We start from the raw sequence: 13,334 nt of genomic DNA, 5'->3' as shown, positions 1-13,334 counted from the left end.
TCCGAAGGATTCCTCCGAGAATTGACCATGCCGAACCCGATCGACACCCGAAGCGCCAGCATCGTCGTCCAGCTCCTGACGTTCATCTGGGGCCCCGGACCGCAGGAGCAGCGATACGTTGGCATGGCCGACGACCTACCGATCCCCGACTACGGCAACTTCGCCAGCCTCACGAAGATGGAGATCACGCCCAAGGCGATCACCGGCGGCATCAGCGACGAGCCCTGGGATGTGCTGATGGCCGCGGTGCACCCGATCGACCGGGCCGCGCGCGAGCCGCACGCCACGATCACCTGCCGCGTCGAGGAGGTCGACCCGTTCGACCTGACCACGCGTCGGCTGCTCTGGAGCGGGTACGTCGAGAACGTCACGACCAACCCCGATGGCCAGCCCGGCCTGGTCCGGTTCCAGATCCACGGCCAGAAGGCGAAGCTGCCGGTCGCGCTGGGCATCCTGATTAACCGACACTGCCAGAACCCGTTCGGCGACGAGCAGGGCAGCCCGTGCAAGTTCCCGCTGGCGACGGTCCGGCAGACCGGCACGATCACCGCCATTGAAGGTAACGAGGTCACCGTCGTCGGCGCAACGGCCGTGCCGGCGAAGGGCATGTGGCGCGAGGGCAGCGTCAGTTACGACGGGCTGGAGCTGAAGATCGAGGACGCCGTCGGCGGCGTCGACGAGTCCTACACCGTCTTCAAGCTCGAGTGCGATGCCCCAGCTAACTGGTTCAGCAAGGAAGTGGTCTGCACGCCGGGCTGCGACGGGCTGTTGACGACATGCCGCATCTACGAAAACGAACTGCGCTTCAATGGGCTCGGGATCCGCATGTCGAAGGTGGACCGGACGCGGTACATCAGCTGACGGCCGAGCTGCAGCGGTGGCTCGGCACCCCGTACGCCCAGGGCCAGAGCCGCCGCGGCGTCGCCTGTCATTGCTGGGGCTTCGTCGGCGGCGTCCTCGACGCCCTGTACCGGTTGTCGGGCCCGTTGCCGGCCGTGCCGTTCAACACCGGCCTGGATGACCGCCGGGCCGCGGTGGCGGTCGTCGGCATGCTCTGCCGGCGTTACCCGCACGTCGTCGCCCGCGATGGCCTGCTGTACCCCGGCGACGTGCTGGTCGCCCGCCGCGTCGCCGGGCCTGGCCACGTCTACATCGCCGGCAGCGGACAGTTATGGCACGCCGACCGCGCGACCGGCGTTACCCGCACCGCTCTGGCGGCGTCGCTGAACGTGATGCGCGTCTACCGACTTCAGGATAAGCACCTATGGCAGTAACCGCACTTATCTACGGGGCGATCGCGGTCGGCGCGTCGGTCGCCGCCAGCCAGGTCCAGCGCAAGAACAAGGCCAAGGCCACGCTGCGCGATGCCCCGACGACGACGAGCGTCGAGCCCGGGCAGTGGTTGCCACTGCTGATCGGCCGCCGGCGCCTCGGCTACAACCTCGGGTGGGCCGGCAAGCGGTTCAACAGCACCGACGGCGACGGCGACACCGACACGCTCGTCTACAAGGAGCACGGCTGGCACCAGATCTGCGTTGGCCCGGCCGACGTCCTGCACGGGATCTACCTCGGTACCAAGAACATCCTGCTCGACCCGCTGTCGCGCGAGACGCACCCGTCCGGCACTGAGGTCGGCCTGCGCGGCGGCGGCGCCTTCACGATCTACTGGGGCGACGACGATCAACCGATCGACGCGTTCCTGTCGCAGCCCGACGTCCTCGGCATCGCCAGCCAGTGGCCGCGGGTCTGCCACGGCCGGTACCGCAGCTTCCCGCTCGGCACCAACGAGAGCGCGACGTGGCCGGCGGACCTCACGTACGACATCGAGTGCTACGGGACCGAACCGGTGATCCCCGGCGTCGAACGGGTGATCGCGGAGACGAATGAGGTCACGGCCGACGGCGGCATCAACCCCGGCCACGCGATGTGGCAGGTCCTCACCGCGCCGTGGCCCAACGGGATCCACATGGAGCCCGCCCTGATCGACGGCGGCGCGGTGATCGCGGTGGGCCTGCAGACGCAGAACGAACACCTGCCCAGCAACATCGTCGCGGCCGACGGCATCGGCGCCGACGAGCTGATCAACTCGATGATGCTCGACTACGGCTTCATGCTGGTGCAGAACCGGGACCTGCTGACGCCCTACATGATCCGCCAGGCCGTCGGCGATCTACCGGCGCTGACGGCCGACATGATCGTCGCCAGCAAGGCCGAGCGCACCCGCGTGCACGGCGTCAGCGGCGTCGACCAAGTCGCCTACACGTTCCGGGACCGCAAGCGCAACTACGGTGAGAACTCGATCTCGCTGCGGAACGACCCCCGCGCGCGCAACCGCCGGCGGCAGAGCGTGACGAAGGTGGGCATCGAGACGGTGACCGATGCTTCGACCGCCTTCAAGATCGCGGCCCGTCGTTCGCTGGAACGGATCGCGTCGACCGAGTACGACGGCGGGATCTTCCTGCGCGGGGCCCGCAACCTGTTGCCGGGCCAGGCGTACCTCGACGCCGAGGGCCGGCAGCAGCGGGCCAGCAAGGTCGAGTTGATGCCGCTGGCGTCGTCCGGCGCGAAGGTGACCGCGGTGCTGGACCAGTACACGTACGGACCGCCGAACTACGCGCCGACGTACGACGATGACGCCGCGTTGCCGGACAACGAGGCCGCGCCGGACCTGGCCGTGCTGGCGATGATCAACCAGATCGGCCGCGTGTGGGTCTTCCGCGTGCGGGCCAACCAGTCGGTGAGCGGCGCCTACATCTGGATCCGACCCGGCGAGCTGCAGAGCTACGATCGCCACAGCCAGAACCAGCAGTGGCCGGCGGCGGGCGGGACGCTCAACAAGCCGCTCGACGGGTCCGATGCCATCGTCGAGGAAGGACCGACGATCACCGCGTTCCCCAACGGAGACATCCTGACAGTGCCGATCGACCTGACCGGGCAGGACTCGGCGTGGGAGGCCAACCGCCAGCTGCTGTGCTGCGAGGGCGAGCTGATGAGCTTGAGGAAGGTCACGGCCGTCAGCGGCGGCTGGCGGCTCGACGGCATCCGCCGCGGCGTGCTCGGGACCGACGTCGCCGCGCACCCGATCGGCGCGACTGTGTACATCATCCGGCAGCAGCTGCTGACCGACATCGCGTTGTCATCGAGCATCACGCTCAGCGAGGCGGTGCGGCTAAAGACGCAGCCGTACACGTCGTCGGCGCGGGTCGACCTGCAGGACGTCGAGAGCGTGGAGATCCTCCCATGAGCATTCCCGGCAACACCCGCGATCGCCGCCCGCTGCGACCGGCGAACTTCCGCGCCAACGACGGGCAGTTCCGCGACACGTACGTCGCCGGCGGCGACGTCGTGTTTGCCTGGTCGTACCGGGTGAAGGACGGCCGGGGCAGGGCTGCAGGCGAGCAGCTGGCCGGCGTGCCGGTCGGCGAGGGCGTCCCGACCCGGCAGGGACGGTTTCGCGTGCGGGTCCTCGACGCCGACGGCGAGACGGTCCTGCGCACGATCTACGTCGACGACGACGCTGCCACCACCACGTACACGAACGCGCAGATTATTACCGATTTTATTTTCGAGCCGGCCGAGATCGTCGCGGAGCTGGTGAACCTCGACGGCACCTGGCAGTCCGAGGCGAGGCGGATCACGATCACGAAAAGGACCTAGACATGCCCCAACCCACGACACCCACCATCCTGACCGTCGCCGCCGGCAGTGCCAACTGGCAGGCCGAGATCAACTCGAACTTCGCGGCGCTCCTCGCCCACCTGACCGGCGGACCTTTGCCGGTGAAGGTCTACACGATCGCCACGCTCCCGCCTGCGGCCGAGTGGCAGCAGTGCATAGCGTTCGTCTCTGATCCGGCAACGGACAAGGGCATGCTGGTCTACTGCGACGGCACCGACTGGCGGTACGTTTCGGACGCCACCACCCTCTAATCGGTTGTCGCCTGCTGCTGGGTCGTCGGTGACGGTCGCGTTGTAGTTGGGCGGTTCTCCACTGGACGATCCTGCGCGATCGCCCACCACACGATCGCTGCGGCCAAGCCCAAGCCCAGCATTGCTTTGGCGACTAGGCTTGCAACGTTCTGCCCTGTCGTTTCACGCTCACCGGGCGGCGGCGCGTATTCGTCTGGTGTGTACGCATGGCCACATCGCAGGCAGGTGACATCGACCTTCCTGCTGTCCACCGCGCCAAGCAGTGCTCCGATCGTGCCTAGGGCAATCAGCCCTATGGGCCCAGCCGCACAGAAACCCACCGCACCTAAAATGAACGCGCCCAACAGGCCAGCGAGGCACCCGTATCCTTTCCGGTGCGCGTTCACGTTCGTGGAGTCGCATTTCGGACATCGGATCTGATCGTCGAGCATCGTCTACTCTATCGCCGCGCGTTCGGGGTCTAACATACGTGGACTCAGACGTCGTCAGGCTCTACCATCAGCTTAGCGGTGCGTGCTGCCTCGTCAATATCACCTGCTGCGGGGACGCGCTGCCAGCGCCTTGTCGATCTTCGCCAGCGTCGCGCGGTTCGGCGTGTTCTTCCCGGTCATTAGCCGGTTGATCGTCTCCTTCGGTAACCCCGCCTGCCGCGCGAGTTCGGCTTGCGACCAACCCTTCGCCTCCATCCCCGCGGCGATCTTCCGCACCAGGGATGCGCGGGCATACTCCAAGGCCCGCACGTTCCCGGCATCGTCGGCCACGGGCAACGCCGGCAGCTCGCCCCCACTCAGCCTGCGGTACTCATCGGCGTCCAGCAGGTAGAACGTCTCGCCTTTGATGTTCAGTGTCTGGGGCATCGCTTCAATCCTCGTAAAACCCATCTCGTTTGCCAATCTTCACGATCGTCACCACGTCGCCCTTGACCGTGAACTGCACCCGGTAGTCACCGGTGCGGACGCGGTACTGGCCTGCCAGCCCGTGACGCAGGGGCTTTGCCCCGCTCACGGCTGGCCACTTCGCTAACCGCTCGATGACCTCCAAAACCCGCCCGTGAATCTTGATCGGCAATGCGTCCAATTCCTCGCGGGCTTCGTTGTTCAGCAGCACGGTTGCCATGCCCATATTCTACATTATAGACATAATTTGTCAATGGAAATGCATACGAATTTTGGTGGGCCATCCTCGCTATTTATCGGTTATTATAAGTCTCATCCGTGGGGCTTATGGAACTACCGACCGCCAAATTAGCAGGTGTGCTACGTGATGCTCCGAACTTTGACTTCCTAATGGGGGGAGTGCGCATTTGGGGCGACGTGGTGACAGATATTCCGGAGTACGCCGCGTTTGCAAACGCCGAGGCTGTCCGACGTCTTGCAGGCGCCAAAGTACTTGGACGTCGGCTGTTTAAGGCGTCAGTCCCGCTAGGTCACAAGTCCACCATCGCATTGACGGAGTTCCTCGTCAGTGGAACCGATGTTGGCGTCCACTACAAACGGGGATACCGGCGGTGCGATGATGAAGCTGAACAGATTAGACGTCGCGCCGCGAAGCTTTACGCCGCCCGCGAGGGTGCAGACCTAACGAACGCGGAGGATGCGGAGCAAAGGCTGCGCGACTGTCGCGGGATCACCGACCTGTTCCTATTTCGTCTGACGCAATGGATCGATATGTGGCCCGGGGTAGTCCTCCACATCCAGAACCGTGGAAAGCTAAAGGCACCGCGTTACCGCGAGTTTATTGAAGATGCTACAGGAATACATGATCGCAGCGTGAAGTTCAGCGTCAACGCCGCCCCGCTATTGGAGTTCGTAACCACATTGGACTTACGAGCTTTGCCCGAAGCCCTTATGACCGTTACGCAGTACAGGGAGGCCCGGCTCCGGGAATTCCAGTTGGAAGACGTTGCCGTCATTTCCGGAGCCCACGATCCCACGTCAGTCCTCGATAATACGGCCGACCCATATGCGCCGTACTGGCCCGCCTCCGACTTCAAGACCAAATTTGGGATCCCGCCATCACGTCTTCGCCAAGCAAAGAAGCGGGGGCAATTACGGTTCAAACTCATTCGTAAGCTTCCCTACTATTCCATCCCTAATGCTCGGGAACTGTGGGCTCCGGATTTCGACGAGCAGTTCTAGCACATCTGTACTCATCCGCTCCGGTCTGCCCGCCAGCGGTATGCGAACGTATCAATACGAATATTGCGCAGGCTATCGGCACTCATCCGCGGTCCTCTGCCGTCTTCCCGTTGTCTCCGTTGGATACGTTGGTCGTTTCGACCGAATTTGAGCATTTCAAGGCATTTTGCGCCATTTGCGGCCTGTTCCCTGCAGGCCATGCTGCAGTAGAGGCTACCTTGTGGATAGTGGCCCTCCGTCAAACGACTGGGTAATGACCGTCGACCTACGCTGAACCTACTGTGAACGCTCATTTTATGACCTTCGGATCCCCTGGGACTCCTTGGGACTACGTGGGATTACTTGGAATGACCGGGATTACAACGGGGTGCGAGTTGTGGCGGTGCATCGATCGACAACGAACGTAAGTGCAGTATTGCGCAGATACTAGCAGCGGCGGTATTCAGACCAACGACCAAGCTAGTTGAAATCACGAAACTGTCCAAGGCGTGACAGGCGTGACAGGTCGTGACATCCGTGACAAGGCGTGAATCAGGTCAGTTTGGCCTTTGTTCCGGCGGCCAGCGCTGGCATTAATAGGTCCATGCGAAAGAAGCGAAGCAACAACAAACGTAGTACACGAATGACGCCTGAACTTTGTCGCGCACTTGCTCGACTGACCTATTGGGCGGAACGCGTTAGATCGCTGCAATGTGCTGCACCAGTTCGATCGTCGATGAACCCGACGGTCCGGAAGGCAGCTTGAAGGGGTGGGTATACGATGTCCGTCCCACTATCGCCCTCGGCGTTTGGGTTTGGCGGGTCCGGCCGGCGTAGCACGAGGATCTTCCGCGTTCTGAACGGATGCCACTCCCGTTCTACGTGCCTGTTTGAGTTCTTCTAGTGCCGCCTCATACAGAGCGGCGTCTGGGCGCCGCCCGGCAAGAATTTCAATCGCTACGCTGGGCTCGCCACCTTCCTCGGTGATACGGTCCAACGCGACGTTGGCGGCGGCAGACGTGGTGGCAGACGCGAACGTGATGAGCGCGGCTATTTGGATGACCTCGGGTTGTCGAGCCATCCAGCGAACGATACGCGAAGTAAGCTCTTCGCGATTGATCTGCCACTTGCCGCACAGCTCATCAAATGCTTTCTCGGTAGCCGCCGCTTCTTCGGGGGTGTTCGCGACGTAGCGGGCGTTGACCGAATGGTGGCCGGCGCCGGCGTCTTCGAGTTCTTTGAGCGTGATCCGAAGCGCTTGAGCCAGCAACCTCTTGGTAGACGTACGAGCAGCCAATTTCTCCGACGTCTCCAAGCTCTGTATTGCTTCAGGCGACAGACCTGCGTGCTCTGCAAACGCCTTACGCGATTTGAATCCCAGCATATGTCGCTGCGCCGTCAGCCAGTCTCCGAAGTGGATCATAAGGAAAGTCGTATCGGCTCATATTTGGTTATACAACATGATATTTAGTAAAATACCGAAAATAGGTTGAAACACTGAAAACATAGGGTATATATAACTGCCGTCCTGATGAAGTAACCCATCGGAGCAGATAGATGCGAAAGAAGATCACGCCTTTTTACCGAGCCCGTTACGCCAAGGGATTCACACAAGCGGAACTCGCCGCAAAGTTGGGCGTCAGCCAGGCCGCTGTGAACGGGTGGGAAACAGGTCGGTGGATTCCACGCTTGGCGATTGCCGACGAGCTGGCAAAGCTGCTCGGCATTTCGCGGGATGATCTGCTCGAGCTAGTCGTAGCGTCTGCGTCGGCGTCCACGGATACCGTCGGCAATCAGGCACTCGCAACTGCTTAAGCACGGTGAATGCATCTTATAGCGACGGTGTCACAAGCGGGACTCAAGTTACTAGGTGATGTATGAGCGACCTACTCACACCAAAGAAATTCGCCGCCGAGATGGGCAAGGGTCTTGGCTTCGTGATGTCGCTGATCAACAACGGCGAGATCGAGGTCGAGGATCACCGGTCGCCCGGCAAGACGCTGCCCCGCTACATGATCAACCGCGAGCAGATCGCCATCTGGCGAAACAATCGCCGGACCCGGAAGAACCCTAAGACGGAACAGCAGCAGGGTCGGCAGCAGCCGCAGGAACTTGAGTCGGTAATTCGCTAGTCCACCCCTCGAACAGTTCGCGCCAGACATGATCGACCACCGCGTACAACTTCGCCTCGGGGAACCGCTCGACGTACTCGGCACTGATGTGCCGGTCGGTGTGACCCATGATGAGGTTGATCGCGTCGTCGTCCTTCACCGGCATGCCTTCAGCGAGCGTGCGGAACGTGGTACGCAGGCCCGACAGGCCGCGCCCGACCGAGTGGACGTCAGCCGCCTTCATCAGCTTGTAAAACTCGCCAGCGGCGGCATCGACGCGGTTGGCCGACAGCAGCGTGCCTCGCTCGGATCGTTCCTCGCAAGCGCGGGACAGCGGCATCGCGAAGGTCGTCAGGAAGAACAGGTCGCCGTGCTTCTCGAAGCAGGGGCCGTAGACGTCGGGCCGCTTGAGAAACCGCTTGTCACCGGGCTCGGGGCGGCGGTAGCTGCGGAGGGCATCGATCGTCTCGCGCCACAACGGTGCCTTGCGGTACGCGCGGCCCTTCTTTCCGCGCCGGAACTCGATCACGCGCCGGTCCAACTCGACCACCTCGCGCGGCAGGGCGCCGAGGTCGGCGTTGTGGAAGCCCGCGTTGAGGCCGAGCAGCACCATCGAGATCCACAGCGGCTTGTCCGCGGCGGCCGTCACCAGCTTGCGGACCTCGTCGCGCGAGAACTCCTTCTGAATGTTGGCACGCGAGTCGCGACGCTCATCCTTGCTCGTCTTCTTCATGTCCGACCCCATCTTCACGGGGTGGGGCAGGTGGTCGTTCTCAACGCCCCATTTGTACATCGCGACAATCGGAGCGATGTAGCGGTCGCGGGTGTACGGGCTCTGGCCCGGGATGCGCGAGGCATAGGCGGCGAACTGTGCCGGGCCGAGTTTGACGGCCGGCTGGTTGGCGAGCCGATCGCTGTTGCCGCCGCCGTCCGTCCACCGGGTATCGTTGAACAGCTGGATCGCCAGGCGGTAATCCTCGTAAGTGCGGGCCTTGAACGGTCGCGGCTTCTTTGTCTCGATCCGCTGGCGCAGCCATCCCATGTAGAGGTTGCTGAGCTCCTTCACGGTCACCACTTGCTGGCCGTCGGGCTCGGTCGCCTTCAACATCAGCGGCTGCTTGCGGTCGAAGTCACCGGCCTTGATGCGGGCGTGCAGGCGGGCCACCGCCTCGCGCGGCGAGATGCAGCCGCAGACCCACTTCATCTGGTTGTTGAAGGACTTGGCGTAGCCGTCCTTTCGCAGGCTCATAGGGAACTTGGCGGGCAACTTGTAGCCGGCGGCGGTGAACCAGTCGGGCAGCTTGATCGTGACGGCCATTTGAACCTCTCCCTTATCGATGCCATGGGGTACAGCCATGGGGTCGAGGGATTCTCGGGTAGAAACGTGCAGATTTCAACAGAAAAACGCAGTATTCGGGCGTGCAAGCTAACCGGACTGTCGATCCGGATGTTGCGGGTTCGAGCCCCGTCGTCCTCGCTTGCGACAATTTGATTGCATCGCGTAAGCCCTGAAATGTTCAGGGCTTATTTTGTTGGTAGGTGGAGGTGGGAGGGGTTAGGTGAGGGTGATTTCGAGTTGTCCCACTTGTCAGGATTGAAGAGTTGCCCATTCGTCGGCCGTCTGCCGTTCGAAATCACCCTCACCTAACCTCTCCCGGCGTACCGGGAGAGGGACCGGAGGATTTCGGCCGCAATGGAGGCCACCAAGTCCATCCCTTTTCCCTTCTTGGCGTACTTGGCGATCTTGGCGGTTCAAACGTTTCCTAACCCCCATCCCGATCACCGCCTATAGGCTGCGCACGCCATCCGGGCTAGATTAGTACCCATGAAGGGCGTCATTCTAGCAGGGGGGACCGGCAGCCGACTGTTTCCGTTGACGAAGGTCACGAACAAGCATTTGCTGCCGGTCTACGACAGGCCGATGATTTACTACCCTATCGAATGCATGGCCAAAGCCGGCATCGATCAGGTGCTGCTGGTCACTGGCGGCAACAACGCCGGCGACTTTCAGCGGCTGCTGGGCGACGGGCGCGAGTTTGGCCTGAAGGAACTCCGTTACACCTACCAGGAACGCGCCGGCGGCATCGCCGAGGCGCTGGGGTTGGCCGAGACGTTCGCGGCCGGTGGTCCGATCTGCCTGATCTTGGGCGACACCATCCTGCAGTACTCGATCGCCGGTGCCTGCCAACGGTTTTGCCAGCAGCGCGAGGGGGCGAAAATCCTGCTGGCTGAGGTGGATGATCCATCCTCTTTCGGCGTGGCCGAGCTTGCCGCAGACGGCACCGTGACCCGCATCGTCGAGAAGCCGAAGCAGGCCAGCAGCAACCTGGCTGTCATCGGCGTCTACTTTTACGATTCGCACGTGTTCGACATCATCAGGATGCTAAAACCATCCAGCCGTAACGAACTGGAGATCACCGACGTCAACAACGCCTACGTCGCCCGCGGCACGCTGACCGCCGAGCGCATTGCTGGCTACTGGGTGGACGCCGGCGAGAGCATCGACGACTACCTGAAGGCCTGCAATACCGTGGCGGCCGGTGGGGCGAACCGGGAGTTGGCGTGATGCGCAGCATTCTCGTCACCGGCGCCGCGGGCTTTATCGGCAGCAACTTCGTGCGCGGGTTGATCGGCCGTGGGGAGGCCGTGAAGCTGATCGCGTTCGACAAGCTCACCTACGCCGGCAACCTCGCGAACATCGCCGACCTGCTCGGCGAGCAACTGGTCTTCATCCAAGGCGACGTCTGCGATGCAACCGCGGTGCTGGCCGCGATCGATGCGCACCGTGTGACGGAGATCGTCCACTTCGCCGCCGAGTCGCACGTGGACCGCAGCATTCATAGTTCGGCGCCCTTCGTGCAGACGAACGTCGCCGGCACGCAGGTGCTGCTGGATGCCGCCAAGTCGCGGCACGTTGAAAAGTTTCTATACGTCAGTACGGATGAGGTCTACGGCTCTCTTCCCGAAGATCGGCCGGACCTGAAGTTCACCGAAGAAACGCCGCTGCAACCCAATAGCCCCTACAGCGCCAGTAAGGCGGGGGGTGATTGCCTGGTGCGCAGCTACTTCCACACGTTCGGCATGCCGGTGCTGACCACGCGGTGCGGCAACAACTACGGGCCGTACCAGTTCCCCGAAAAACTCATCCCGCTGTTCGTCACCAATCTGATCGACCGCAAGTCCGTGCCGCTCTACGGCGACGGCCGGAACGTGCGCGACTGGATCCACGTCGACGACCACTGCGACGCCCTTTGGGCCGTGCTGAACCGCGGCACGTTTGGCCAGGTCTACAACGTCGGCGGCGACCACGAGGTGACCAACCGGCAGATCACCGAGATCGTTCTGAACGAGATGAACTGCCCGTGGCACGAGTGCGTGCGCTACGTCGACGACCGCCCCGGCCACGACCGTCGATATGCGATCGACGCGGGCAAGATCAAGCGCCAGCTCGGCTGGTCGCCACAGCGGCCGTTTGAACAGACGCTTCGCGCCACGGTTGCCTGGTACCGCCAGAACGAAAACTGGTGGCGGGCCATTAAGGCGCGAAACGATAGACCGTAAGACTGCGGCCGGGCAGGGTGGCCTTTTCGCTTTCACTTTCACCTGCGCCGGCCGACGTGAAATCGGCTTGCGGGATCGACAGGATCGGCTGACCGATCTTGCCATTCACGCGTAGCGACACCTGCGCCGGATCATTGCCGAAGTTGCTGACGGCCGCGAGGTCGTCGCCCAGCAACGTGACCGCCACGCGGGGTGGCGCATCGAACGTCACCCCGAGCGACGATAGCGCGTGCTGGCGGATACGCGTAAGCGTCTCGGCGGGCAGCGTCAACATCGACTCCGGCTTTCCGTTCAGATCGACGCGCAGCAGGTTCGGGTGACGCGCGAGATGATCGGCCTTCAGCCCCGCAAGCAGGCCGTCCGTCACCACGGCGTGCCCGCCGTTGTCCAACAGTTGCCCCAGCCGGTCGGCGATCGCGGGATCGGCCAGATTTTCGGCCGACACGAACGCCGACCGCGCCGCGGGGTCGAGCTGCGTCGTCGGGATGAGCGGCAGTCCGATCATGCCGGCGTAGTCGAACACGTACCGGCCGTCACCCGCGTCGGAGCCCGGCGGCTTGGGCGACACCACGCCGAGCGATAGCGGTCGCGATCGGACGAGCCGCGCCAGTTCGAACATCGCCGGCAACTGCGGGCGCAGCGCCGCGATGCAGGATTCACCGCGCGGAGTGGTAAGGCTGGTGTAGTGGAACAGTACCATCTCGCGTCCACCGCCGAGCACGGTCTGCCAGGCTTGCTCGACGTAGGTGTTGGGGCTGGTGGCGTACTCGTCGAACCAGCCACCGCCGCACTTACCGTCGATGCCACCGGCCAGGTGCGATAGCCACCGCATCACCCAGAATCCCTCGTACTGCGCCACGCGCGGCAGGCTGCCCTTGTTGTGGTCCGGGTCGCGCAGTTCGGTGCCGGCCCAGGTCAGGTCGAACATTGCCGTCTGCCGTTCGACGTCGTAACCGTTCAGGTGGTACTTGTCGTACCACTGCGGGTACTTCAGGATGATCTTCACGTTCGGGTTCACGCGTCTCGCCGGCTCCAGGATGCGCTCGCGCGACAGGCGCACCAGCAGATCGCGCCGGTATTCGCTCCACGATTGCTGCCCGCGCGCGGCGTCGCATTCGGGGCACTGGCAGTCGGTGAAGAGGAAGTCGTCGATCATCACAAGGTCGAACAGCCTCGCCGCATCCTCGAAGATCTGCTGCAGCTTGTCCTGCACCCCGGCGTCGGTGTAGCAGGCGACGATGTCCCAACCGGTCGACCGCTTGCCAAGGTGCGTCGGCGTCACGCCACCGGCGGTCTGAATACCGGCGGCCTCGAATTGCCCTTTGGCGCGCAATACGTTCTGCGGCGGCGCATCGTAGGCGGTGCGGAACGATTCGAGGAAGACGCGCGTGATGCCGTTCGCATGGCACCAGTCGATCGCGGCCGCGATGCCGCTGTCGGTCGCGAGCCGCTCGCGGAACAGGCCGGCTTCGAAAAGGGTCGAGAGCGTCAGCACGTCAAGATTCTGGCGGGCGAGGTCGGAGAGGTTCATGTGCGTTGTTGGGTTTGGGTTCGCGTCGGCAACTTTAAGGCGCATGCGCGCTGAGCGCAACAGTCTACCAGTTCGTCATCCTGAG

The 13,334-nt window shown here is 63.1% G+C and carries 15 protein-coding genes and 1 tRNA gene; 11 read left to right on the top strand and 5 right to left on the bottom strand.

Annotated elements, in window-relative coordinates; genetic code table 11:
* The first annotated feature begins 27 nt into the window (after positions 1 to 27).
* The 5 genes from VGN72_10045 to VGN72_10025 are packed head-to-tail and all read left to right on the top strand — an operon-like array spanning position 28 to position 3,929.
* Entirely contained in the window at positions 28 to 861 is an 834-nt protein-coding gene (locus VGN72_10045) for a hypothetical protein (protein HEV7299694.1), read from the top strand.
* Positions 777 to 1,274, top strand: a complete 498-nt coding sequence (locus VGN72_10040) for a hypothetical protein (GenBank protein HEV7299693.1) — start codon at positions 777 to 779, stop codon at positions 1,272 to 1,274. Before VGN72_10045 ends, VGN72_10040 begins: the two co-directional genes overlap by 85 nt.
* Positions 1,265 to 3,244, top strand: a complete 1,980-nt coding sequence (locus VGN72_10035) for a hypothetical protein (protein HEV7299692.1) — start codon at positions 1,265 to 1,267, stop codon at positions 3,242 to 3,244. The genes VGN72_10040 and VGN72_10035 overlap by 10 nt, the downstream gene beginning before the upstream one ends.
* Positions 3,241 to 3,657, top strand: a complete 417-nt coding sequence (locus VGN72_10030; protein ID HEV7299691.1) for a hypothetical protein — start codon at positions 3,241 to 3,243, stop codon at positions 3,655 to 3,657. Before VGN72_10035 ends, VGN72_10030 begins: the two co-directional genes overlap by 4 nt.
* A 2-nt stretch (positions 3,658 to 3,659) precedes the next feature.
* Positions 3,660 to 3,929, top strand: coding sequence for a hypothetical protein (locus VGN72_10025; protein ID HEV7299690.1), 270 nt, complete (start codon positions 3,660 to 3,662; stop codon positions 3,927 to 3,929).
* A 530-nt stretch (positions 3,930 to 4,459) separates the two neighbouring features.
* Here the strand turns inward: VGN72_10025 and VGN72_10020 are convergent.
* Positions 4,460 to 4,786, bottom strand: coding sequence for a helix-turn-helix transcriptional regulator (locus VGN72_10020; GenBank protein ID HEV7299689.1), 327 nt, complete (start codon positions 4,784 to 4,786; stop codon positions 4,460 to 4,462).
* A 4-nt stretch (positions 4,787 to 4,790) separates the two neighbouring features.
* Positions 4,791 to 5,045, bottom strand: a complete 255-nt coding sequence (locus VGN72_10015; protein HEV7299688.1) for a type II toxin-antitoxin system RelE/ParE family toxin — start codon at positions 5,043 to 5,045, stop codon at positions 4,791 to 4,793.
* A gap of 107 nt (positions 5,046 to 5,152) precedes the next feature.
* Here VGN72_10015 and VGN72_10010 point away from each other — a divergent pair, with 107 nt between their 5' ends.
* Positions 5,153 to 6,067 (top strand): hypothetical protein, encoded by a 915-nt coding sequence (locus tag VGN72_10010; GenBank protein ID HEV7299687.1) that lies wholly within the window; start codon positions 5,153 to 5,155, stop codon positions 6,065 to 6,067.
* A gap of 772 nt (positions 6,068 to 6,839) precedes the next feature.
* Here the strand turns inward: VGN72_10010 and VGN72_10005 are convergent.
* Positions 6,840 to 7,469, bottom strand: coding sequence for a hypothetical protein (locus VGN72_10005; protein ID HEV7299686.1), 630 nt, complete (start codon positions 7,467 to 7,469; stop codon positions 6,840 to 6,842).
* Between the two features lie 134 nt (positions 7,470 to 7,603).
* Here VGN72_10005 and VGN72_10000 point away from each other — a divergent pair, with 134 nt between their 5' ends.
* Together VGN72_10000 and VGN72_09995 are read left to right on the top strand one after the other, a co-directional pair.
* On the top strand, positions 7,604 to 7,861 hold the full coding sequence (locus tag VGN72_10000; protein ID HEV7299685.1) for a helix-turn-helix transcriptional regulator: 258 nt from the start codon (positions 7,604 to 7,606) through the stop codon (positions 7,859 to 7,861).
* 62 nt (positions 7,862 to 7,923) lie between these two features.
* Entirely contained in the window at positions 7,924 to 8,178 is a 255-nt protein-coding gene (locus VGN72_09995) for a hypothetical protein (protein HEV7299684.1), read from the top strand.
* On the opposite strand, the gene VGN72_09990 is transcribed toward VGN72_09995, so the two are convergent.
* On the bottom strand, positions 8,117 to 9,514 hold the full coding sequence (locus VGN72_09990) for a hypothetical protein (protein ID HEV7299683.1): 1,398 nt from the start codon (positions 9,512 to 9,514) through the stop codon (positions 8,117 to 8,119). The genes VGN72_09995 and VGN72_09990 overlap by 62 nt on opposite strands.
* A gap of 58 nt (positions 9,515 to 9,572) precedes the next feature.
* Between VGN72_09990 and VGN72_09985 the strand changes: the two genes are divergently transcribed.
* The 3 genes from VGN72_09985 to rfbB all read left to right on the top strand — a co-directional run bounded on the left by VGN72_09985 (position 9,573) and on the right by rfbB (position 11,718).
* Positions 9,573 to 9,634: transfer RNA gene (locus VGN72_09985), tRNA-Ser, on the top strand.
* Between the two features lie 348 nt (positions 9,635 to 9,982).
* Positions 9,983 to 10,723 carry a sugar phosphate nucleotidyltransferase gene (locus VGN72_09980; GenBank protein HEV7299682.1) on the top strand — a complete coding sequence of 247 codons (741 nt, stop codon included), beginning with the start codon at positions 9,983 to 9,985 and terminating at the stop codon, positions 10,721 to 10,723.
* Positions 10,723 to 11,718 (top strand): dTDP-glucose 4,6-dehydratase, encoded by a 996-nt coding sequence (gene rfbB, locus VGN72_09975; GenBank protein ID HEV7299681.1) that lies wholly within the window; start codon positions 10,723 to 10,725, stop codon positions 11,716 to 11,718. The genes VGN72_09980 and rfbB overlap by 1 nt, the downstream gene beginning before the upstream one ends.
* Here the strand turns inward: rfbB and VGN72_09970 are convergent.
* On the bottom strand, positions 11,693 to 13,249 hold the full coding sequence (locus VGN72_09970) for a hypothetical protein (protein ID HEV7299680.1): 1,557 nt from the start codon (positions 13,247 to 13,249) through the stop codon (positions 11,693 to 11,695). The two genes, rfbB and VGN72_09970, sit on opposite strands and share 26 nt — an antisense overlap.
* Positions 13,250 to 13,334 lie beyond the last annotated feature (85 nt).

This window comes from Tepidisphaeraceae bacterium, from assembly GCA_035998445.1.
Classification (GTDB): domain Bacteria; phylum Planctomycetota; class Phycisphaerae; order Tepidisphaerales; family Tepidisphaeraceae; genus DASYHQ01.
This window is presented reverse-complemented; position numbering and strand designations above follow the sequence as displayed.